Origin of the sequence: Pantoea coffeiphila (genome assembly GCF_016909495.1) — a bacterium.
In the GTDB taxonomy this organism is placed as follows: domain Bacteria; phylum Pseudomonadota; class Gammaproteobacteria; order Enterobacterales; family Enterobacteriaceae; genus Erwinia; species Erwinia coffeiphila.
The window spans coordinates 427,180-449,942 of record NZ_JAFBFW010000003.1 but is presented as its reverse complement, the minus strand read 5'-3'; the positions used below and the strand labels follow the sequence as shown (position 1 = coordinate 449,942).

21 protein-coding genes are annotated in these 22,763 nt (G+C 53.1%); 10 read left to right on the top strand and 11 right to left on the bottom strand.

What is annotated here, in order from left to right; all coding sequences use genetic code 11:
* Positions 1 to 82: 82 nt before the first annotated feature.
* Entirely contained in the window at positions 83 to 1,387 is a 1,305-nt protein-coding gene (locus tag JOE09_RS11800; protein WP_205065894.1) for a CYTH domain-containing protein, read from the bottom strand.
* A 307-nt stretch (positions 1,388 to 1,694) separates the two neighbouring features.
* Here JOE09_RS11800 and JOE09_RS11795 point away from each other — a divergent pair, with 307 nt between their 5' ends.
* Together JOE09_RS11795 and JOE09_RS11790 are read left to right on the top strand one after the other, a co-directional pair.
* The gene (locus tag JOE09_RS11795) at positions 1,695 to 2,315 is read left to right on the top strand and encodes a TIGR04211 family SH3 domain-containing protein (protein WP_205065893.1); all 621 of its coding nucleotides are present in this window, start codon (positions 1,695 to 1,697) and stop codon (positions 2,313 to 2,315) included.
* 149 nt (positions 2,316 to 2,464) lie between these two features.
* Positions 2,465 to 3,685: a multifunctional CCA addition/repair protein gene (locus JOE09_RS11790; protein ID WP_205065892.1), complete on the top strand. Its 1,221-nt coding sequence runs from the start codon at positions 2,465 to 2,467 to the stop codon at positions 3,683 to 3,685.
* 31 nt (positions 3,686 to 3,716) lie between these two features.
* Here the strand turns inward: JOE09_RS11790 and bacA are convergent, their stop codons facing one another.
* On the bottom strand, positions 3,717 to 4,538 hold the full coding sequence (gene bacA, locus JOE09_RS11785; RefSeq protein ID WP_200560223.1) for an undecaprenyl-diphosphate phosphatase: 822 nt from the start codon (positions 4,536 to 4,538) through the stop codon (positions 3,717 to 3,719).
* A gap of 161 nt (positions 4,539 to 4,699) precedes the next feature.
* Positions 4,700 to 5,059, bottom strand: coding sequence for a bifunctional dihydroneopterin aldolase/7,8-dihydroneopterin epimerase (folB, locus tag JOE09_RS11780; RefSeq protein WP_205065891.1), 360 nt, complete (start codon positions 5,057 to 5,059; stop codon positions 4,700 to 4,702).
* Positions 5,060 to 5,166: 107 nt separating this feature from the next.
* Between folB and plsY the strand changes: the two genes are divergently transcribed.
* Positions 5,167 to 5,793 carry a glycerol-3-phosphate 1-O-acyltransferase PlsY gene (gene plsY, locus JOE09_RS11775; protein WP_205065890.1) on the top strand — a complete coding sequence of 209 codons (627 nt, stop codon included), beginning with the start codon at positions 5,167 to 5,169 and terminating at the stop codon, positions 5,791 to 5,793.
* A 45-nt stretch (positions 5,794 to 5,838) separates the two neighbouring features.
* Here plsY and tsaD read toward each other — a convergent pair whose 3' ends face one another.
* Positions 5,839 to 6,852 carry a tRNA (adenosine(37)-N6)-threonylcarbamoyltransferase complex transferase subunit TsaD gene (gene tsaD / locus JOE09_RS11770; protein ID WP_200543506.1) on the bottom strand — a complete coding sequence of 338 codons (1,014 nt, stop codon included), beginning with the start codon at positions 6,850 to 6,852 and terminating at the stop codon, positions 5,839 to 5,841.
* A gap of 309 nt (positions 6,853 to 7,161) precedes the next feature.
* Between tsaD and rpsU the strand changes: the two genes are divergently transcribed.
* The 3 genes from rpsU (at position 7,162) to rpoD (ending at position 11,363) form a co-directional block, all read left to right on the top strand.
* Complete coding sequence (gene rpsU / locus JOE09_RS11765; protein WP_001144069.1) at positions 7,162 to 7,377, top strand: 30S ribosomal protein S21; 216 nt, start codon at positions 7,162 to 7,164, stop codon at positions 7,375 to 7,377.
* Positions 7,378 to 7,520: 143 nt separating this feature from the next.
* Positions 7,521 to 9,266 (top strand): DNA primase, encoded by a 1,746-nt coding sequence (gene dnaG / locus JOE09_RS11760; RefSeq protein ID WP_205065889.1) that lies wholly within the window; start codon positions 7,521 to 7,523, stop codon positions 9,264 to 9,266.
* A 252-nt stretch (positions 9,267 to 9,518) separates the two neighbouring features.
* Positions 9,519 to 11,363, top strand: coding sequence for an RNA polymerase sigma factor RpoD (gene rpoD / locus JOE09_RS11755; RefSeq protein WP_205065888.1), 1,845 nt, complete (start codon positions 9,519 to 9,521; stop codon positions 11,361 to 11,363).
* A 72-nt stretch (positions 11,364 to 11,435) separates the two neighbouring features.
* Here the strand turns inward: rpoD and mug are convergent, their stop codons facing one another.
* From mug to JOE09_RS11730, 5 genes are all read right to left on the bottom strand, one after another.
* Positions 11,436 to 11,954 carry a G/U mismatch-specific DNA glycosylase gene (gene mug / locus JOE09_RS11750; RefSeq protein WP_205065887.1) on the bottom strand — a complete coding sequence of 173 codons (519 nt, stop codon included), beginning with the start codon at positions 11,952 to 11,954 and terminating at the stop codon, positions 11,436 to 11,438.
* Positions 11,955 to 12,008: 54 nt separating this feature from the next.
* Positions 12,009 to 13,043 carry a tartrate dehydrogenase gene (locus tag JOE09_RS11745; RefSeq protein ID WP_205065886.1) on the bottom strand — a complete coding sequence of 345 codons (1,035 nt, stop codon included), beginning with the start codon at positions 13,041 to 13,043 and terminating at the stop codon, positions 12,009 to 12,011.
* A 13-nt stretch (positions 13,044 to 13,056) separates the two neighbouring features.
* Positions 13,057 to 14,013 carry a beta-propeller fold lactonase family protein gene (locus tag JOE09_RS11740; RefSeq protein ID WP_205065885.1) on the bottom strand — a complete coding sequence of 319 codons (957 nt, stop codon included), beginning with the start codon at positions 14,011 to 14,013 and terminating at the stop codon, positions 13,057 to 13,059.
* 61 nt (positions 14,014 to 14,074) lie between these two features.
* Positions 14,075 to 14,536, bottom strand: a complete 462-nt coding sequence (locus JOE09_RS11735) for a heme-degrading domain-containing protein (protein ID WP_200543499.1) — start codon at positions 14,534 to 14,536, stop codon at positions 14,075 to 14,077.
* A 165-nt stretch (positions 14,537 to 14,701) separates the two neighbouring features.
* Positions 14,702 to 15,622 (bottom strand): LysR family transcriptional regulator, encoded by a 921-nt coding sequence (locus JOE09_RS11730; RefSeq protein ID WP_200560228.1) that lies wholly within the window; start codon positions 15,620 to 15,622, stop codon positions 14,702 to 14,704.
* A 167-nt stretch (positions 15,623 to 15,789) separates the two neighbouring features.
* On the opposite strand from JOE09_RS11730, the gene JOE09_RS11725 reads away from it, so the two are divergent.
* Positions 15,790 to 16,179: a tautomerase family protein gene (locus JOE09_RS11725; RefSeq protein ID WP_205065884.1), complete on the top strand. Its 390-nt coding sequence runs from the start codon at positions 15,790 to 15,792 to the stop codon at positions 16,177 to 16,179.
* Positions 16,180 to 16,231: 52 nt separating this feature from the next.
* On the opposite strand, the gene JOE09_RS11720 is transcribed toward JOE09_RS11725, so the two are convergent.
* Positions 16,232 to 17,383 carry a porin gene (locus tag JOE09_RS11720; RefSeq protein WP_105592548.1) on the bottom strand — a complete coding sequence of 384 codons (1,152 nt, stop codon included), beginning with the start codon at positions 17,381 to 17,383 and terminating at the stop codon, positions 16,232 to 16,234.
* Positions 17,384 to 18,196: 813 nt separating this feature from the next.
* Here JOE09_RS11720 and opgB point away from each other — a divergent pair.
* Positions 18,197 to 20,491 (top strand): phosphatidylglycerol--membrane-oligosaccharide glycerophosphotransferase, encoded by a 2,295-nt coding sequence (gene opgB / locus JOE09_RS11715; protein ID WP_205066145.1) that lies wholly within the window; start codon positions 18,197 to 18,199, stop codon positions 20,489 to 20,491.
* Positions 20,492 to 20,853: 362 nt separating this feature from the next.
* Positions 20,854 to 21,978, top strand: a complete 1,125-nt coding sequence (gene ampH, locus JOE09_RS11710) for a D-alanyl-D-alanine-carboxypeptidase/endopeptidase AmpH (protein WP_239553063.1) — start codon at positions 20,854 to 20,856, stop codon at positions 21,976 to 21,978.
* Between the two features lie 23 nt (positions 21,979 to 22,001).
* On the opposite strand, the gene JOE09_RS11705 is transcribed toward ampH, so the two are convergent.
* Complete coding sequence (locus tag JOE09_RS11705) at positions 22,002 to 22,316, bottom strand: helix-turn-helix domain-containing protein (RefSeq protein ID WP_205065883.1); 315 nt, start codon at positions 22,314 to 22,316, stop codon at positions 22,002 to 22,004.
* Between the two features lie 121 nt (positions 22,317 to 22,437).
* Between JOE09_RS11705 and JOE09_RS11700 the strand changes: the two genes are divergently transcribed.
* A complete protein-coding gene (locus JOE09_RS11700) occupies positions 22,438 to 22,695 on the top strand; it encodes a helix-turn-helix domain-containing protein (RefSeq protein WP_105592551.1) in 258 nt (85 codons plus the stop codon).
* Positions 22,696 to 22,763 lie beyond the last annotated feature (68 nt).

Genomic DNA, 22,763 nt, shown 5'->3' with positions numbered 1-22,763 from the left:
CCGAGACTCAGGCTCCAGGGGCGTTGGCTGCCATCCTGCAACACACGATCAACGGGTTTGGAAAATAAGCGTTTCTAACGGCTCAGGCGTTACCATTTTTCCAGAATGCCGGCTGTTTCAGCGCCTGCCGGCGGTGGCCATCCAGCCATACATCCTGCCGATCGATGATCGCCTGACGCAGTAGCTGCCAGTGACCGAGCCACTCACTTACCGCTGCCTCGTCATAGCTACCGGCCAGCAGATGTACGGCAAGCTGCTGCCGATGGAGGCGTGTCAGCTTATCCTGGTATTCATTCAGCTGATTGACCTGACCAAAGGTCTCCTTCAGGTCTGCGGAAATGCGCCCCAGCATGATATCGCTGAAACGCTTAAAGGAGCCCTGTAGCTTGGCATCGGTTTTCGAGTCGATAAAATCACGCCAGCGCGTCGTGGCGATCCAGGTGGTCAGCGCCAGCTGCGTTTCCAGCCAGAGTGGACTGAAGCACACGGACAGGGCATCCAGATCGTCTTCCAGCAGTGCCGCTTCCAGCTCGGTCAGGCGCTGACGCAGCTCGCTGCTGGCCTTGCGTGGCACCAGCGCACCATACAGAGAAAATGCCTGACGCAGCGTTTCCAGCGCCTCCTGAATTTCCCCGAGCGCGTCAGCATTGCCGCGCAGCCACAGCTCTTCATGATACTGCCACTGGCTGAGCGCCAGCAGGAAAGCGTCCTGCATCCCCTGCTCCACCGTCGCCTTCGGCTTGACCTTAAGCAGTGGAACCGGGCGCAGCTTACGGGGTGGGTTGCCTTTCGCCAGCGCATATCCGCGCGCCGCTTTACTCAGGCTTCCCAGCCGCAGGCCGCCCATTTTTGCCAGCTCGACGGCAAATGCCAGAAGATCGTCGCGATTACCGTTTTTCAGCTCCAGCTCGATTTCATGCAGCGGCTCGCTCAGTTCTCCGGCGCTGACCTCTCCCAGATCGAAAGCCACTTCTATTTCGCTTTCACCATAGGTCACCACCCACTTCTCACGGACGAAATGAGTGCTGAACAGCGGGTTTAACTGCTGCTGCAGGGCATCAAGATCGGTACCTTCTGGCCAGACGTCCGCGGGAAGCTGATGAATATCCAGCACCGGTTCATTGAGTGCGACGTTGTACTCCGGTCGCTGGTGAAGACCACCAATCGTCTGCCCGGCAGTTTTCAGCGTCATTTCGAAACTGTCACCAAATCCGCGAATGCGCAGACCCATGTCCCAGCTGCGCAGCTGGCCGTTGGCCGTTTCAAAATAGATGTTGCTCAGCTTCTGCCCGGAGGTGTGTTCATGGGGCCAGAGAGCCAGCTGGCTGGCGAGTTTTGTCGCAGCATCGGCGGTGGTAATGAACTTTAGCTCGATTTCGATGGTCATAATGTCTTATCTAAATGATTACCGGCACGGTAAATGGTGGTAGTGTTTGATAATAACCGCAAATTTCCCGATAGCGCAGAAAGAGCTGACTCAGCCGCTGCAAAAAAGCAGGGCAACTTGCGGATCATCGCACCTGAGATACCAAGAAGAGTAATGCACAAGCAGCAGGGATGTCTCTGCTTTATTACGCTTTCGCGCGTTGCCTCCCATGTCGCCTGAGATCAGGACAGTTCTCATTCAGCTTTCTGCGAGGCCGCTCCAGACTGTGCTATTACTTTCGCCCAGTACTTATGCAAAAAGAGTTCGAATGAAAAAAACTCACTTTATTGGCCTGACTTTTCTGGCTTTTAGCGCCGTCGCTAACGTGCATGCTGAAGAAAAACGTTACATTTCCGATGAACTCTCTACCTGGGTTCGCAGCGGTCCCGGCAATGATTATCGCCTGATCGGCACGCTGAACGCCGGGGAAGAAGTTACCCTGCTGCAATCTAATGAGAACAGTAAATACGGGCAGATCCGTGATGCGCAGGGCAGAACAACCTGGATACCGCTGAGTCAGCTCAGTGAACAGCCCAGCCTGCGTTCACGCGTGCCGGAGCTGGAGCAGCAGGTTAAAGACCTGACCGCCAAACTGGCGAATATTGACGGCAGCTGGAATGAGCGCACGGCAGAAATGCAGAAAAAAGTCGCAGGCAGCGATGACGCCATTAACAGCCTGAAAGATGAAAATCAGCAGTTAAAGAACCAGCTGGTGGTCGCCAGTAAAAAGGTGGATGCCGCCAACGTTCAGCTGGATGATAAACAGCGCACCATCATTATGCAGTGGTTTATGTACGGCGGCGGCGTTGCCGGCTTCGGCCTGCTGCTCGGTCTGCTGTTGCCGCATATGCTGCCGCGCAGGAAGAAAAACGACCGCTGGATGAACTAAAGGTTTTCAGTTTGGTTGGAGGGCATCCGTGGATGCCCCCTTTGGCGTACCTGCAATTTGGCATCATCCCTGACGGATGTTGTAGTATTACTGCTTACTATAAAAAAATGCTTTTCCTCTGACCCGACGTTTTATTCTGGAGATGTGCAGTGAAAACATACCTTGTCGGTGGCGCGGTTCGCGACGGACTGCTGAATTTGCCGCTGAAAGATAAAGACTGGGTGGTGGTTGGTGCCACCCCCGAGCAGATGCTTGAGCTGGGCTATTCCCAGGTCGGACGTGATTTCCCGGTTTTTCTGCATCCCGAAAATCATCAGGAATATGCGCTGGCACGTACCGAACGTAAATCAGGCAATGGCTATACCGGGTTTGTCTGCTATTCCGCACCCGACGTAACGCTGGAGCAGGATCTGGCGCGCCGCGATCTGACCATCAATGCCATTGCGCGCGATGATAACGGCCAGTATTACGACCCTTACAACGGTCGTGCGGACATTGAGCAACGTATTCTGCGCCATGTTTCCGCCGCGTTTAATGAAGATCCTTTGCGCGTGCTGCGCGTCGCACGGTTTGCCGCGCGCTTCGCCCATCTTAACTTCCGCATCGCTGATGAAACGCTTGAGCTGATGCGTTCTATGGCGCACAGCGGCGAGTTGAATCATCTGACGGCGGAACGCGTGTGGAAAGAGACCGAAAGCGCGCTGCTGACCCGCAACCCGCAGGTGTTTTTCCAGGTACTGCGCGACTGCGATGCGCTCGCGATCTTATTTCCCGAGCTGGATAATCTCTACGGCGTACCGGCTCCGGCGAAATGGCATCCGGAAATCGACAGCGGCGTTCACTCGCTGATGACGCTGGCGATGGCTGCACATCTCAGCCCGGAGCTGGATGTGCGCTTCGCTACGCTGTTTCACGATGTCGGCAAGGCCCTGACGTCGCCGGAAAAATGGCCCAGCCACCACGGCCACGGGCTGGCTGGCGTACCGCTGGTTGCGGCGCTGTGCGAACGCCTGCGCGTGCCGAATCACGTTCGCGATCTGGCGCTGCTGGTTACCGAATTTCACGATCTCGTTCACACGATCCAAAATCATTCTGCCGCAACGCTGGTTAACCTGTTCGACAGGCTCGACGCCTGGCGTAAGCCGCACCGCGTTGAGCAGATTGCGTTGACCAGCGAAGCCGATGCGCGTGGGCGTAGCGGGTTCGAAAATAATCCCTATCCGCAGGGAACGTATCTGCGAGAAGCCTTCAGAATTGTGTCAGAAGTGCCTACGCGCGATGTGGTCGCAGCCGGGTTTAAAGGTGCAGCGGTGAGGGAAGAACTGACGCGCAGGCGCATTGCGGCGCTGGAGGTCTGGCAGGTGCAGTAAGGGCGGATCGGCGATCCGCCCCTGGTATCACTTACAGCACAAACACCGCGTAAACGGCAGCGGCGATAATAAAGCGGTAGATCGCAAACGGGATAAACGAAATCCGTTTGATGATATGCAGGAAGCTCTTGATGGCGATCAGCGCCACGATAAAGGCGGTCACAAAGCCCACCGCAAACATCGGCACATCGGCGACGCTCAGGAAGCCCATGCTCTTATAGAGATCCAGCGCGGTGGCGCCCATCATCATCGGCACCGCCAGCAGGAATGAGAATTCCGATGCGGCATAGCGGCTTACGCCCATCAGCATTCCGCCGGAGATGGTCGCACCCGAGCGGGAAAAACCGGGCCACAGCGCCAGGCACTGGAAGCAGCCGATAATAAACGCCTGACGATAGGTGATATCATCCACGCCTACCGCTTTCGGCTGTTTCGGCTTCAGCAGTTCGGCAGCAATCAGCAGGACGCCACCGACCACCAGCGCATACATCACGTTAACCGGGTTAAACAGGGTTTTAATTTTGTCGTGCAGCAGCAGACCGATAACCACCGCCGGCACCATACCCAACAGGATATGAATCAGCGTTAAATGCCCGGTGCCGGTGCCTTCATGCTTAACTTCACCGAAGTTAATACCGATCAGGCCGAACAAACGACGCCAGAACATCACCACTACGGCAAGAATCGAACCTAGTTGGATAACAACTTCGAAGGTTTCCGCCTTCTCTCCCTCAAACCCCAACAGATGACCCACGATGATCATATGCCCGGTAGATGACACGGGGAGAAACTCCGTTAACCCCTCAACTATCCCTAGTATCGCTGCAACCCATAGCTGATGAATATCTGCCATCAAAATACCTTTAGCCCTTTAAAATCATGAAAAAGGCGGTCGCTAACGCTTCCGCCAATCAGCCCTGAATTTACAGTAAAAATTCAGGATCACCCCTAAGTCGCAACTTAAGACAAACCTTACTGTGATTTGGTTTCATTGTGATGGCAATCACATTGAATTTATTTCGGAATATTACCGCGTTCGATAATCACGCCAACCTGGTGTGCCTGCGCAACGGCGCCGGGTTTGCTGACCTTGATGCGCACCCAGGGCGAGGCGAACTGGTTCAGCAAGAGTGTGGCTATCTCTTCCGCTACGCGCTCAACCAGCGCAAATTTTCCATTCTGTACGTGGGCAATAATCGCTTCTGATACATCGGCATAGCTCAGACAGTCATTCACATCGTCACTGGCGGCAGCTTTACGATTATCCCACGCCATTTCGACATCGAACACCAGCTTCTGCTGAATGGTCTGTTCCCAGTCGTAAACGCCGATGGTGGTGATAACGGACAATTGATCAATAAATACGATATCCATGATACGGCTCTCTGTTTTTGTGGTTGCCGGATACCATCCCCGGCGGTTTATGCGTATTATCCACGGATGTTAACAACAAAACGACCCCAACAAGACGGAACGGTGTTATGAGTGTATTCGCGCTTGGCATGATCCTTTTCGCGTATCTGTGTGGCTCCATCTCCAGCGCGATTTTGGTCTGCCGACTGTTCGGATTGCCGGACCCACGCCAAAATGGATCGGGCAACCCGGGTGCCACCAACGTACTGCGATTAGGCGGGAAAGCTGCGGCGGCGACGGTACTGGTTTTTGATGTTCTCAAAGGTATGCTGCCGGTCTGGCTGGCCTACAGTCAGGGCATTACGCCGCTCTACCTTGGCCTGACCGCGATTGCGGCCTGTCTTGGCCATATCTACCCCGTTTTCTTCCATTTCAAGGGCGGCAAAGGCGTGGCGACGGCATTCGGAGCCATTGCACCCATCGGTTGGGATCTGACCGGCCTGATGACCGGCACCTGGCTGCTGACCGTACTGCTCAGTGGATATTCGTCATTGGGGGCGATTATCAGCGCACTGATTGCGCCGTTTTATGTCTGGTGGTTCAAACCGCAGTTCACCTTTCCGGTCGCCATGCTCTCCTGCCTGATCCTGCTGCGGCATCATGACAACATCCAGCGCCTCTGGCGCGGCCAGGAAAATAAAATCTGGAAGAAGAAAAAGAAAAAGAAAAACGGCCAGGATAAACCCCAGCCGTAATGTTGAATAGCCAGCCTGAAATACAGCGATTTCAGGCGGTCAGGCTTAAATCGCCGGCAGTTCCGCCAGCGGCCAGCGAGGGCGCACGGTCACGTTCAGCCCGGCATAAGTACCGCCTTTAAGGCGTACCATGCCCGCATAGGCGATCATCGCGCCGTTGTCGGTACAAAACTCAGGCCGGGCGTAAAACACTTCGCCGCCGCGTTTTTGCATCATTTCCGCCAGTTTGCTGCGCAGCGTACGGTTAGCGCTCACGCCGCCGGCAATCACCAGACGCTTAAACCCGCTTTCATCCAGCGCACGGCGACATTTTATCGCCAGTGTATCCACCACCGCATCTTCAAACGCACGCGCAATATCGGCACGGGTCTGATCGCTATCGTCATTATCCCGGATAGTGTTGGCAGCGAAGGTTTTCAGGCCGGAGAAGCTGAAGTCCAGCCCCGGACGATCGGTCATCGGTCGCGGGAAAACAAAACGCTTTTCTACGCCCTGCTGCGCCATTTTCGACAGCATCGGCCCGCCGGGATAATCCAACCCCAGCAGCTTAGCGGTTTTATCGAAGGCTTCACCGGCGGCATCGTCAATCGATTCGCCCATCAGCGTATATTCGCCGATACCGGTGACGCTGATAAGCTGGGTGTGGCCACCGGAAACCAGCAGTGCAACAAACGGGAATTCCGGCGGATTATCTTCCAGCATCGGCGCTAACAGGTGCCCTTCCATGTGATGCACGGCGATCGCCGGCACATCCCACGCGAAGGCCAGCGAACGGCCTATGGTTGCTCCCACCAGCAGCGCACCCACCAGTCCCGGGCCCGCGGTATAGGCAACGGCGTCGATATCCTGCGCCTGTAGCCCGGCTTCACGCAGCGCGGCCTGGATCAGTGGAACGGTTTTACGCACGTGGTCGCGCGAAGCCAGTTCAGGCACCACGCCGCCGTAGTCAGCGTGCAGTTTGACCTGGCTGTAAAGTTGATTAGCGAGCAAACCCGCAGCATCGTCGTAAATGGCAATGCCGGTTTCATCGCAGGATGTTTCAATTCCGAGAACACGCATGGCTGTCTTTTTTTACCTCAATTCTTGCGGCGCGCAGTGTAGCACGAGCGGGCTTTTAACGGCGGCAATTTTAACCTTCCTGCGGTTAACTGTTGTGCAAAAGGTGAATTTTTTACCACCGCCGATGCCTGTTTGATGTATAATCGGCCCCCTGAAAAAAGCCGGCAGCCGCACAGGCGCATCTGTTGGTTACTTTATGCTATGGTGCTTTACAACGCAGCCTGTGTTGGAGTAAAATTCCGCACCATTTTGAAATGAGCTGGCACTGATGCCAGCGGCAAAACCGAATTTATCCGAGGTGAGAGTTACATGCCGGTAATTAAAGTACGTGAAAACGAGCCATTTGACGTAGCACTGCGTCGCTTCAAGCGTTCTTGCGAGAAAGCAGGCGTTCTGGCTGAAGTTCGTCGTCGTGAGTTTTATGAAAAACCTACTACCGAACGTAAGCGCGCTAAAGCGTCTGCAGTAAAACGCCACGCGAAGAAACTGGCTCGCGAAAACGCACGCCGCACTCGTCTGTACTAATTTTCTGAGGGTTCGCCCTCACGTTTCACAGACAAGTTAGTAGTTATCAGGCCGTGCTTTCCGAAAGGAATGCGCGGCTTGTTCTCGTTTATAGCCATAAGTGAATAACGGATTATTCTCAGGGCAGCATTCGAAGGGGATTTATGGCTGGACGCATTCCGCGTGTTTTTATCAATGACTTATTGGCCCGCACGGACATCGTGGATCTTATCGATGCTCGCGTTAAGCTAAAAAAGCAGGGTAAAAATTATCACGCATGCTGTCCTTTTCATAATGAGAAAACCCCCTCCTTCACCGTAAACGGCGAAAAGCAGTTTTATCACTGTTTTGGCTGTGGCGCGCACGGTAACGCCATCGACTTCCTGATGAATTACGACCGTCTGGAGTTTGTCGAAAGCATTGAAGAACTGGCGACGGCCTATGGTCTGGAAGTGCCGTACGAAAGCGGTTCCGGCCCCAGCCAGCTTGAGCGCCACCAGCGTCAAAGTCTTTATCAGCTGATGACCGGCCTGCGCGATTTCTATCAGCAGTCGCTGTCTCAAAACCAGGCCGCTGGCGCCCGTGATTATCTGGCACAGCGCGGGTTGAGCGATGATGTTATACAGCACTTTTCTATCGGCTTTGCGCCTGCGGGTTGGGACAACGCCTTAAAGCGTTTTGGCCGTAATCCGGATGATAAGCAAACGCTGATCGATGCCGGAATGTTGGTGACCAACGATCAGGGGCGCAGCTACGACCGTTTTCGCGAACGCGTGATGTTCCCCATCCACGATAAACGCGGGCGGGTGATTGGATTTGGTGGCCGCGTACTCGGCGACGGGATGCCTAAGTATCTGAACTCGCCGGAAACCGATATTTTCCATAAGGGTCGCCAGCTGTACGGCCTGTATGAAGCACAAAAGAATCATCCTGAACCGGCCAAACTGCTGGTTGTAGAAGGTTATATGGATGTGGTTGCCCTGGCGCAGTTTGGCGTGGATTACGCCGTTGCATCACTGGGAACCTCAACCACGGCAGAGCATATACAGTTGTTGTTCCGCACCACCGATACGGTCATTTGCTGCTACGACGGTGACCGGGCGGGGCGTGAAGCCGCCTGGCGCGCGCTGGAAACGGCTCTGCCTTACATGAACGACGGGCGTCAGCTACGCTTTATGTTTCTGCCCGACGGTGAAGACCCGGATACGCTGATTCGTAAAGAGGGCAAAGAGGCGTTTGAGGCCCGGATGGAGCAGGCCATGCCGCTGTCAGGGTTTCTGTTTGATACGCTGATGCCGCAGGTTGATCTACGTTCTCCTGATGGCCGTGCCCAGCTCAGTACCCTTGCGCTGCCGCTGATAAGCCAGGTGCCAGGTGAAACGCTGCGTATCTATTTGCGCCAGGAGCTGGGCAATAAGTTGGGCATTCTTGACGACAGTCAGCTTGAGAAACTGATGCCTGGTAAGGCCGAAAATGCTATACCGCCCGCGCAGCCCCAGCTAAAACGCACGACCATGCGTATACTTATTGGGCTGCTGGTGCAGAATCCGCATCTGGGTGCCATGGTCCCTTCCCTTGAAGGACTGGAGCAGTCAGAGGTCGCAGGATTCCCGCTCTTTGTAGAATTAGTGAGTACTTGCGTTGCTCACCCTGGCCTGACCACCGGACAGCTACTAGAGTTATACCGTGGAACAAAATTTAGCCAGAGCCTTGAAACGCTGGCAACCTGGAACCATATGATTGTTGATGACGAAGTCGACACCATGTTTCAGGATGCGCTGGCCAGCATGTACGATGCCGCGCTTGAGCGTCGGCTTGAAGAGCTCATCGCCCGCGACCGTACTCACGGGCTGAATGCCGAAGAGCGCCGCGAATTATGGGCGCTGAGCCAGGCGCTGAAAAAGCAGTAAAAGCCATATCAGCTACACTACAGATTATTGACAGCGGATGACATTTTTATTGCTCATCCACTTAAACGACAGAATTCAGAAGCGCGAGCTTCGAAACGAGATCTCAGCGGCTTAGGTGCCGATTATCCGTCAGGTAGACCCTGACAGCCGCCACGATGGGCAGCGGCAATAATCCAAACGCCCTCACTGTTATTGTTGGCATGTTAGCCGACCGACACCAATCTAATTTAACAGAAGTGTGGATACCGTCTTATGGAGCAAAACCCGCAGTCACAGCTGAAACTTCTTGTCACCCGTGGTAAGGAGCAAGGCTATCTGACCTATGCCGAGGTCAATGACCATCTGCCGGAAGATATCGTCGACTCCGATCAGATCGAAGACATCATCCAGATGATCAACGACATGGGCATCCAGGTGGTAGAAGAAGCACCCGATGCCGATGATCTGATGCTGAACGAAAACAGCACCGACACCGATGAAGACGCAGCAGAAGCCGCCGCTCAGGTCTTATCCAGCGTTGAATCTGAAATCGGTCGTACAACCGACCCGGTGCGTATGTACATGCGCGAAATGGGTACCGTTGAGCTGTTAACGCGCGAAGGCGAGATCGATATCGCAAAACGCATTGAAGATGGTATCAACCAGGTTCAGTGCTCCGTCGCGGAATATCCTGAAGCCATTACCTATCTGCTGGAACAGTACGATCGCGTAGAAGCAGGTGAAGCACGCCTGTCCGATCTGATTATCGGCTTTGTCGATCCAAATGCTGAAGAAGATCTGGCCCCAACGGCAACTCACGTCGGTTCTGAACTCTCTGAAGAAGAGCGTGATGACGACGAAGATGAAGACGAAGAGTCTGACGACGACAGTTCGGAAGATGACAACAGCATCGACCCTGAACTGGCCCGTGAGAAGTTTAACGATCTGCGCGTGCAGTATGAAGCCACCCGCACTGTGATTAAAGCGAAGAGCCGCAGCCACGCTGATGCTATCGCTGAAATTCAGAACCTTTCCGACGTGTTCAAGCAGTTCCGCCTGGTACCGAAGCAGTTCGACTACCTGGTGAATAACATGCGTACCATGATGGACCGCGTTCGTACTCAAGAACGTCTGATCATGAAGCTGTGTGTTGAACTGTGTAAGATGCCGAAGAAAAACTTCATCACTCTGTTCACCGGTAATGAAACCAGCGAAACCTGGTTCAAAGCCGCACTGGCGATGAACAAACCGTGGTCAGAGAAGCTGAACGACGTTTCTGAAGACGTCCATCGCAGCCTGCAAAAACTGCAACAGATTGAAGAAGAAACCGGTCTGACTATCGAGCAGGTAAAAGATATCAACCGTCGTATGTCTATCGGTGAAGCGAAAGCCCGCCGTGCGAAAAAAGAGATGGTTGAGGCTAACCTGCGTCTGGTTATCTCTATCGCGAAGAAATACACCAACCGTGGTCTGCAGTTCCTCGACCTGATTCAGGAAGGCAACATCGGCCTGATGAAAGCGGTAGATAAGTTTGAATACCGTCGTGGTTATAAGTTCTCGACTTATGCAACATGGTGGATTCGTCAGGCGATTACCCGTTCTATCGCCGACCAGGCGCGTACCATCCGTATCCCGGTGCATATGATTGAGACAATTAACAAGCTCAACCGTATCTCCCGTCAGATGCTGCAGGAAATGGGGCGCGAGCCGACGCCGGAAGAACTGGCTGAGCGTATGCTGATGCCGGAAGATAAAATCCGCAAGGTGCTGAAAATTGCCAAAGAGCCAATCTCCATGGAGACGCCAATTGGTGATGATGAAGATTCACATCTGGGTGATTTTATCGAAGATACCACGCTGGAGCTGCCGCTGGACTCTGCCACCTCTGAGAGCCTGCGTTCTGCCACCCACGACGTGCTGGCAGGCCTGACGGCCCGCGAAGCGAAAGTTCTGCGTATGCGTTTTGGTATTGATATGAATACCGACCACACGCTGGAAGAAGTGGGCAAGCAGTTTGACGTAACGCGTGAGCGTATCCGTCAGATCGAAGCGAAGGCGCTGCGCAAGCTGCGTCACCCAAGCCGCTCCGAAGTGCTGCGCAGCTTCCTCGATGATTAATCGAAGCATCGCGTAACAGAATGGCCCCTTTACGGGGCCATTTTTTTAGTGGGGCTTTTCTCTTTTAAACGTTCAAACGCCGCGCGCCGTCAGCGCCTGCTCCAGCGCCGCATAGGCCGCGCTCATTTCTTCCTGTGAAGCACGATTCAGCCCGCTGGGATTAGGCAGAACCCAGACCTCCGTATCACCGATTAACTCCGGCTGCCTGCCCCACTCCACTTTGCTGCGGCGAAAGGCCTGCTGATAGGCCTGTTTTCCCAAAACGGCCAGCGCCGCCGGTCGATAGCGTTCGATTTTTTCCCTCAGCGCCAGCCCGCCGTCACGCAGTTCGTTGCCTGCAAGCTCGCTGGCCAGTACGGTCGGACGCTCCACCAGCATAGTAATGCCGCAGCCAGTTTCCAGCAGCCGCTGTTCCTGTTCGGGTTTGAGCTGGCTCAGGGTAAATCCTGCCTGAAAGATAGTTTTCCAGAATCGGTTACCGGGATGGGCAAAGTGAAAGCCGGTATGAGCTGACGATTTTCCGGGGTTGATACCACAGAACAACACCCGCAGGCCGGGCTGAATAATATCGGTAATACCGTGCGCTTCCATACTGCAAAGGCTCCTTTCAGACGGGCCTCCTGATTTAAGAGGCCCGGATTGAAATCAGATAGCGGCGATCACCGCTGCGGTGATTTCTGCCGTTGTTAACCTACCGTTCACTTTCGCTTCTGCGGTAACCGCTTCAACGGCATGCAGAATAGCATCAGCCGCCCTGGTTTCACCCAGATGCTCCAGCATCAGCGCCGCTGACCAGATTGCCGCAATCGGATTGGCGATCCCCTGGCCGGCAATATCCGGAGCGGAACCGTGTACCGGTTCGAACATCGATGGCACACCCGGATTCGGATTAAGGTTGGCTGAAGCAGCATAGCCCAGTCCGCCCTGAATCGCCGCACCCAGATCGGTCAAGATATCGCCAAACAGATTGGAAGCAACAATGACATCCAGGGTTTCCGGGTTCATCACCATGCGGGCTGCAATGGCGTCAATATGATAACGGGTTACGCTGACGTCAGGATATTCCTTCGCGATCTCCTCAGTGACTTCATCCCACATCACCATGGTGAACTTCTGCGCGTTGGATTTGGTCACCGATGCCAGACGCTTGCTGCGCTTGCGCGCCGCCTCAAATCCGAAACGCAGGATGCGTTCAACGCCACGCCGGGTGAAAATAGAGGTTTCAACCGCAACCTCATCCGGCGTTCCCTGGTGAATGCGACCACCAGCCCCGCTGTACTCGCCTTCGGTATTTTCACGAATGCAGAGGATATCGAAATCACCTCTACGCAGCGGGCCTTCTACACCGGGCAGCAGGCGGTGGGGGCGGACATTGGCAAACAGATCGAACTGCTTGCGGATGGGCAACAGCAGGCCGTGTAATGACACGCTATCAGGCACTTTTTCCGGCCAGCCTACGGCACCCAGCAGTACGGCATCGAACTGGCGCAGTTTATCGATGCCGTCTTTCGGCATCATCTCACCGTGCTCAAGATAGTACTCACAGGACCACGGGAAACGCTCGCCGCTGAGGGAAAAATCAAACTTAGCCGCGCTGTGTTCCAGTACCTGCCAGGCTGCATCAGTCACATCCACGCCGATACCGTCTCCGGGGATCAACGCCACTTGATAGCTTTTCATGACTCTCCTTAGGTTAATTCAGGGCAAAATAGCTCAGCACTTCACAGCCGCGGCCGACCGACGGCGTGGCAATCACCTGCCTGCTGGCCAGATCGATCACGCTCAGCGTACCGTCATCTTCGTTTGCGATGAGCAGCTGGCTGTTGTCCGGGCTGAAGCAGCCATCCATGGGTTTATGGCCGACGGCAATCTGCCCGAGTGGATTCAGGGTGGCATCATACAGGCTGATAACGGGCTCGCTATCGCCAATGACCACCAGCAGGGAACCATCTTCGCTGAAGCGGGTAATTTGTGCTGCTTTATTGTGGCCGTTCAGCGGCAGATGCTGCCGAATACGATGGCTCTGCGCATCAACCACATAGAGCAGCGGTCGCCGCGCATCGGTAGCGACCAAATAAGGATAGAGCGGCGAGGCGGCAATACCGCTGATGGGCCCCGGCATCAGAATATTATCCAGCACTTCACCTCTGCCGTTAGCCAGTCCGACGACGGTAATCGTCGCATCCTCTTCATTATCGGTAAATAATTTACGCCCGGACGGCAAAATGGTCAGTCGGTGGCTGTTGTATGAAGTCAGCGGAATATGGCCGATCATCCGTTCACTTTCCGGATCGAGTATCAGAATCGTCGCGCTATTTTCACAACACATATAGACGTAACCATCACTACCCAACCGCCCGGTATGCGGCGACTCCAGCGGACTGATATCGATAAATCCCGTCAGCTCACGAGAAACCAGATCGATAACCGCGATTTTATGACCGGGATGGGGGTTATCGCCGTGGATGCCATCACCGTAAATCGGCACCCAGGCTTTGCGCTGTTTGGGCAGGATCAGCAACTCATGAGGACGGGGTGGAAAAGCGTTAAGCTCGCGCTCTACGGCAAAGGTCTGCGGATTGAGAAACAGGACATTGCTGCCCTGCTTATCAACGGCAATCAGGCCAAACTGGCGATCGGTTAGCGGCATACAGATACCCCTTAGTTTTATCACACTATAAGGGTAGTCCATCCGGCTACACGATGAGGGTTCAGAGCACCTGCTGGATGGCCCAGACGGCCAGCGCGTGATCTTCGTGAGAAGGCAAACCGCTGACGGTGACCGTGCCTATCACGCCGCCGTTACCCAGCAAAATCGGGAAGCTGCCGCCGCTGTCGGTATAACGCTCAGGGTCCATGTAGTTCATCTCGGACATCGGCGTGCCCTGTGACTTATTCAGCTCCTGGGTGTAGAGCGAGGAGTGGGCATTGCGCAGGACGGTATGGCGCTTGCGTGCAATCCACTCAAGGTTTTCCGCACTCGAACCGCTCAGCGAGGTGCTGAACAACACCTGTCCAAACGCGAACACTTCAATGGCGACCGGCATCTTCTCACTGACGGCACGCTCACGGATCAGAGAGCCAATTTTCCATGCGGTATCAAAATCAAACTGGCTAACGCGAACGGTGGCTTCCTGCTGTAACAGCGTTTCAAGGCTGGGAATGGCTGACATAAAACATCTCCGGCAAGTTTGACGAAATAAGGCTTGCAGGATAAATGAAGTTATTTTTCCAATAAATCACAAAAGGAAATAAATATTTTATTTGAGAGGACGATCAACTATTTCCTGCAACCGGTCGCAACGTTATCGCCCACCTTCGGCAACAGAATGAAGGCGTCACCCGGCGGAAAATGCCTCACGCAGCCAGTGGATAAAGCCACTTACCGCGCGCGGCACCTGGGCCGACCACGGGCGCACAACATACAGCATATCGGCAAAGGCCCCGACGGTTTGCCACTCTGGCAGCAGTTGAATCAGCTTCCCCTCCTTTAATGCTGCTTGCGCACTGAAATCCGGCAGCAGTGCGATGCCCAACCCTTCCAGCGCCGCATCGCGGATCGATTCGCTGTTATTGGTGGCAAACGGGCCGCTGACGTTAACTGCCAACCTTTCACCACCGGAAAGAGGCTGAAAGCTCCAGCGGGGAGGTTCCACGCCGCGTGGATAATACAGGCACTGATGCTCGCTCAGTGACGACGGCGTCTCCGGTGTACCGTAGCGTGCCAGATAGTCCGGTGATGCCACGACCAGTGCACGGGTCGTACACAGCGGCAGCGCGACGTGGGTTTCCGGCAGGGTGTTACTGTGGCGAATAGCCAGATCAAACCCTTCGCTGGCGAGAGAAACCAGCCGGTCAGAGACCTCCAGCTGTACCCTGACCTGCGGATGCTGGCGGAGAAATGCGGTGATATGCGGCACCAGCTGCTGGCGGGCGAATGCCACCGGTGCAGTGACCCGAACCAGGCCACGCAGCGGTCCGGCAGAATCACGCACGCTGAAAAAACTCTGTTCGATCTGGGCAAACGGCGCTCGAAGATCGTCAACCAGCTTTTCACCCGCGCTGGTCAATCGTACGCTGCGCGTGGTTCGCGTCACCAGCGGTACACCCGCCAGCTGCTCAAGCTCTTTAATCTTCTGCGACATCGCCGCCTTACTGACTTCCAGCCGATCGGCCGCGGCGGTAAAACTCCCCTGCTCGGCCAGCACCGTCAGCCAGTGCAGATGCGTCCACAGCGCATCGGTCTTTAGTTCTTTCATCGACATTGTTCACTATAGTAAATAATCAATTCAAGTATAGCGCTTTTTCCCAACGGAGTTTATGGGTAAATTTATCACCAGAGACGAGCAGGAGAGGCTGACAGCTTTCCATAAAAGCACAGCGAACCAGCCCAATAAAACCAGCAATAGAGAGTGTCGAGGTTATTATGCCATTACTGCAATTTGATGTTATTCAGGGCCGTTCCGAGTCAGAGCTGAAAACGCTGCTTGATGCCGCGCACCGTGCAGTGCTGGCAGCATTTAAAGTACCGGAGCGCGATCGCTACCAGATTGTTCACGAAAACAAAGGTTACCAGATGGTATTTGAAGATACCGGTCTGGATTTACAGCGAACCGATAATCTGGTGATGGTGCGGGTATTTACCAGCCCGCGCAGCAGCGAGCAGAAGCAGTTCTTTATGGCGGAGCTGTGCCGCGAGTTTAAAGAGAGCTGCGGTATCCTGCCTTCAGATGTGATGATTACCTTTATCACTAATGAGAAAGGTGACTGGAGTTTCGGTAACGGCGTGGCACAGTACCTGACCGGCGAACTATAAGACGTATTCAGATGCAGACGCTCCCCGACAGCCGTCGGGGAGCACTGTTAAATCAGAAGTCGTAGCGCAGGCGCACCAGGTTCATATCACCCAGATTGTCGGTGCTTGAGGTAAAGACGTGTTCGTAGTCAACACGGAAGCCGTAATCCAGCTTGAAGGTAACACCCAGACCGTTGTCGATACGCTTGTAGTTGCGGCCAGTAACGTACTCCAGACGGTCACCCATCACATACGGCATCACTGATTTCAGCCCGTACTGCTGTACCGGAATGGTATAACCTGCCAGATATTCAATACCCCACGCATCACCGGCAAAGTAGTTGTGAACATTAGCCTGCTTGGTGGTCAGGAAATTATCATACCAGCCACCGCCGGCGGTGAAGGTCCAGTTATCCGGCGTCCAGCTCAGTGCCGTACCGAAGATATTTTGATCGTAGGATTTATCATCGCCGTTGCCAGGATTGCGCATTTCAGCGCGCGTATAGTTCCATGCCGTACCCCAGGTCAGATCCTTCGTGATGTGGTAGTCCACACCCAGCGAGCCGCCACCCTGACGTTTGTAACGCAGGCCGTTACCCGGCAGGTACTCATTGTCGGAGAACAGATAGGAAGCGTAAAAGTCGGTATTGCCTAAGGTATTTTTGTATTTCAGCATCTTACGGCTACGGTAAGAACCGTCATAATCGCCGTTAATCCCGTTACCCGATGCCTGGCCCAGCATGTCGTAATCCCAGATATCGGTTTTAGCGCCGACAACATCGTAGTAGACGCTGTTCTGCTGACCAAAGGTCAACTGGCCCCAGGTCGCGCTCTTAAGGCCGGTATACAGCATACGACGCGAGGTATTATTTGCACCGTCGGCGTGGTGGTTATCCCAGTCGAACAGCGCAGGGATATTCACACCCAGTTCGTAATAGCTGATCCAGCTAATATCATCGAACAGATAATAATCTGCCGCGAAACGGAAACGCGTACCGCCATCAAAACCGTTACGTTTATATGAACCTTTATCACCGTCGCCGGTCATATTGTTGAACTGTGGTCGGATACTGCCGCCCACGGTGAAGTTCAGGCGGCTAAGCGGATCGCCTGCCTGAGGGTCCTGTTTCAAAAGGGTAATTTCTGCATTAGCGGCGAAAGAAGCACTGCCCACAATCAGTCCCAGCGCCACTGCCTGAGCAAGCGTACGTGTTTTAATTAACATCTTGTATTCCTGTGTAATATTGTAAAATAAATATTGAACAAAATATTACACTGGACAAACTAATATAAAACATACCAATTTTATTATTTTGTGCTTTTTCCCCTTAATAAATAACCGATAATTGTTTTCAATATATTTCAAAACAATCGCAATTAATCATTTTGTGCTTATTGCTTATACACCAGTTAAACAATAGCATTATTTGTTCGCTTAAAAATCATGCTGCATAACGCAGAAATTCACTTGCCGTCGTGCAAAACACCGGAAAGTTATCGCCCAGGCCATCAGGGTAAAGAATGAGATGGGGTTCGCCATTACGACCGCCCCCCTTCCTTTACGTGGGTCTTTTCCCATCATAACAGGCTGATGTGACGCCCTACCCGCAAACTAAGGAGAAGTGCCAAACAGCCATTGAGAATGTGAGCCGTATCTGAATTTTGTAATTATTGCCGAATGAAAAGAAAGATTAGTAATCTTTACCCAATCGCTCACCGTATGCATTCTCTCATCAACACTGTAAGAGTACATGGCAGATAACGAAGAAATAAATAAATGATATAAAAGAGTTTTATATCCCTGCCATAGCAAGCTGAGTTAAACCGGCTTTGCTTAACATTAGTTACGTTTACTCCCGGGAAAGTTAAACAAAACCTAAACAGACAGGCTTGAATGGCCTCGACACCCACATTTCGCTGTCCCCCCCATTTATTGCCAGAGATAATTCGCTGCGTTAAATTAATTCGTTAACTCGAATCATTTCATCTCGCCGCTACCTGACAGGGATTGCGTCACACACAGGGTAAAATCGATCCAATGGTTTCAGAATGGTTATCTTTAGTATTGTTTGTCGCTTCTGCTGCTCTCTACACCTGGAAGGGGGGGCAACATAAGCTGTGGTTTTCTGCCGTACTGGCGCTGCTGGGCATCTATATCATTCTAAATGCTTCACTTTTTGCGAGTAATTACTTTACCGGTGAAGGAATTAACGACGCGGTTATCTATACGATAACCAGCAGTCTGAGTGGCGCAGGATTACAGAAATATATTATGCCGGCCGCTGGACTGATCGTCGGTTTATTATTGCTATTTCTGTTTTTATCCTGGGTTTTACGTCTGCGTAAAAACCATAATTACAGCAAACTGTACAGCCTGCTGGCGCTGGTACTCGCTGCGGCATCCATTAAAACAACGCCGGCGTACCAGCAGGTTAGCGATCTGATCAAATCACAGGTCGCGAAAGGGGATTCCGACTTTTACAGTCACTATAAGGTGCCGGGGAAGAACCTGCGCGGCGATCGCCCAAACCTGGTGTATATCTACGCGGAAAGCCTGGAACGTACCTATTTTGATGATAAGGCGTTTCCTGCCCTGGCCCCGGAACTGAACCGCATCAAAGCGGACTCACTCGATTTCAGTAACACCGAACAGCTGCCCGGGACCGAATATACGATTGCCGGTATTGTTGCCTCACAGTGCGGCATCCCGCTGTTTGCGCCTTTTGATGGCAACGCGTCCAGCTCGCTTTCCACCTTCTATCCGCAAAACGTCTGCCTGGGTGACATCCTTAAAGCGTCCGGCTATCAGAACTATTTCTATCAGGGAGCCAGCCTGAGCTTTGCCGGCAAAGATCTGTTCTTCACTTCCCACGGCTTCGACCATATTTATGGTTTCAATGAATTAAAAAGCATGGTGAAAGATCAGAACTATCGTAACGACTGGGGCTGGTACGACGATACCGTGCTCGATATCGTCTTCGATAAATATCTGGAGCTGGCGAAGAAAAATCAGCCCTTCTCGCTGTTTGCACTCACCGTAGATACCCATCATCCAGACGGATTCATCTCCCGCAGCTGCCAGAAAAAGTCCTATCCATTTGATGGAAAAGAGAATAAGTCTTTTGCTGCCGTCGCCTGCGGCCAGGAACATATTGCCCGGCTGATTGAAAGAATACGTGCAACACCGTACTTCAAAAATACCATTATCGTTGTCGGCTCCGATCACCTGGCGATGAACAACACCGCCTTTAAGTACCTGAACCAGCACGATCGTCGCGACCTGTTCTTCATGCTGCGCGGCGACAACGTCAGCAGCAAAGTTATCACGGCCAAACGCAGCACGCTGGATAACGGTGCGACCGTACTGGATGCCATGGGCGGAGATAACTTTATCGGTCTGGGGCGCAGTTCGCTTTCATCCACGTCACTTTCTGCCACTTATCTGAATATCAAAGAAAAGATTAACGAGTGGAAGCCCGACGTTATAAAGCTGTGGAACTTCCCGAAAGCGATTTCGGATTACAAAATAGACAGCGAAAATAATACATTCAGTTTCTCAGGTTCCCACTTTAAGCTGCCGCTGCTTTTATCGGTGATGCCAAACAAGATTGAACCCAAGCTTGATGCCTATCTGGCAACGCCTCTGAAACAGCAGCTGGCGAGATTTGCCCCTGATGAAAAATTTGTCTGGGCCGATCGCTGTTACAAAATCGGCAGCGTATGGGACGAATCCCTGACGCTGAATAACGGGCTATGCATTGCCAACGGTACGCTGAATGCGAAACCGCATATTGAACAGCTCAAACCGGGCAGTACATTGGGGAAAATCACCTTTACCCCAACCAACAGCAGCAGTGACGAACAGTATCAGCGCAGCGTAACCCGCCTGCGAATCGCCGATGCCGATTTAAAATATCGCTCGGACCGTATTCTGTTTAACCTGCCGGGGCTACCGCAGCAGGTGCTGAAAATCACCGGTATGTCCTACGTTGAGCCATGGGGCCGCTGGTCTGATGCGAATCTGCTACCGGAAGTGACCATACAGTATCTGGAACCGCTGCCTGAAGCGTTCCAGCTGAAGCTGACGGCGCGCGCGTTTGGCAACAACGCATTACGCCCGGTCGTCGTTAAGGTGGGTGACTGGCAGCAGGAAATCTCTCTGGGCGAAAGCGATACCACCCTGACGTTACAGGTCAGCAATCCTTCAGGTGCGCGCAGTATCATCCTGGTACCTCCAGAACCGGCCGAGTCAACGCTGGGTACCGTTGATGGTTTTGCTGCCCGCAGGCTGGGCATCGGACTTATCGACCTGCAAGTATCGCCACAGCAGTAAACAATCCGCCCCCGGCATCGGGGGCGCTTGTCATTTTATCGAATGATAAATATAGAATTTCGGCTAACCCAGATTCCGCTAACCAAACGCCCGGCTTGTACTATTGGCAGTATTTTTATGCCTTCGCGGGGGTTATTTCGAAACCGTTGTGAATTCGCCGCGCTTTATTTTCTACCAGAGTGAAACACCTGCCCGCTATTGATTCCATTCGATACCTGTCGTGACACTTTTATTCACATGAAGGGCTTGCAGTAAAAAACAGAAAAATTACTATGGCGTAGTAACCATTCACTCACAGGAAAGCCTTCCCGTTGAAATCTTTGCGCTACGCCCTGATATTTTTACCTGTGCTTGCTCTGCCAATGCAAAGCCAGGCGCAGAAAACGCCCGATCCGCTGCTGGCCTCCGAACTGGTTAATCGCTATGCCGATAATATTTTCTATAACACCAAAGCCAGCGGTATGGCCATTGTCGCTATTGATGCCAACCAGCGTATCTTCGCCAGCCGCGGTGTAGTGCGTCCCGGAAGCAAGCAGCCACCCGCTAAGGATTCACTGGTCCGTATCGCCTCGTTGAGTAAGCTGATGAGTAGCGAACTGATGGTTAAACTGGCAGAAGAAGGTCGGCTCAAGCTGGACGATCCTCTTAGTAAGTACGCTCCTGCCGGTGCCCGAGTACCCACCTGGAACGGGCAGCCCATCCGACTGGTTAACCTTGCCACACACACCAGCGGCCTGCCTCGTGAGCAGCCCGGCGGTAAAGCGATGCGTCCGGTGTTCACCTGGCCTACGAACAGCCAGCGCTGGGCGTGGCTGCGTACCGCCCAGTTAAAATCAGCTCCCGGCCAGGTTGCTTCCTACTCTAATTTAGCCTTTGATTTATTGGGTGATGCCCTGGCAAAAGCCGGAGGTAAATCCTATCCGGCCCTGCTGCAGGAGAAAGTCACCCGACCTCTGGGAATGAAAGATACCACTTTTACACCGTCTCCAGACCAGTGTGCGCGTCTGATTATCCCGGCGAAAAACCCCAGTCCGTGCAATAACTCACTGGCGGCGATTGGCAGCGGAGGGGTTTACTCCACGCCGGATGATATGGGTCGCTGGATGCAGCAGTTCCTGTCATCAGATGTGCAGGCTCGTAGTGCCCATGTTGACCGACTGCAAACGATGATTTACCAGCGTAGCCAGCTCACTAAAGTAGAGGGGATGGATGTCCCCGGACGTGCAGATGCACTCGGTATGGGATGGGTTTACATGGCTCCGCGCGAAGGCAGGCCGGGGATCATTGAAAAAACCGGTGGAGGTGGCGGCTTTATTACCTATATGGCGATGGTGCCACAGTACAGCGTAGGTGTATTTATTGTTGTCGCCCGCTCGAATGAAACCCGCTTCACGCCAATGAGTGATGGCGTCAATAACCTGCTTACCGAGATGATTGGTAACTCGTCAGGCAGCGCTCAGCTGGCCGCCAGCATTATGGCAAACTGATTGTGTTATGTTCGGCATGCATTTCATTCTGCATCCCCTTTCTCATCATTTAAAACAGAATCATCCGCCGCAACATCATCCTGCGTGCGGCGGATAAGTCTCTCACGCGGGAGCAGGCGCCCGCGCTTATCATAATAACGACTTGGCCAGATTTCTGATGGGTGCATATCCAGCGCGGCGGCAATAATAAACTCACCTTTTGGCCAGGGTTTTTTCAGTGCATTCGCCAGCGTCCCCGAACTCAGCCCTACCTCACGCGAAAGTGCTGCCAGTGAATTTTTACGTTTTTTAATCGCAGCAATAATATCTGCACTGTGCATATCCTGTCGTTTCGTCATGGCATCCTCTGCGTGTCGGTGAGTTCCTGCTTCGTGCTCAATTTAACACTAAGCATTACTTAGTACAATTTGCATTAGCAACTAAGAGAATCCCGTTAATTGTTTCAATACCGGGATTATTATGCTGGCACATCGTTTAAAAGAGGCTCGCCTGAGAAAAGGGCTATCGCAGCAAAAACTGGGCGTTTTAGCGCAAATTGACGAGGCTACAGCCAGTGCCCGTATGAACCAGTACGAACGTGGGATTCACGTGCCTGATTTTGAACTGGTATGCCGTCTGGCCGTTATCCTGGACGTGCCATCCTGCTATTTTTATACGGTGGAAGATGAACTTGCCAGGCTGGTGCTGGCCTGGTACTCGCAGCATAAATCACACTAAATGTTAAAACGCATTCCCTGCTGTATCTCCTGTCGATTAGACTAAGTTCTACTTAGTACATTTTATTC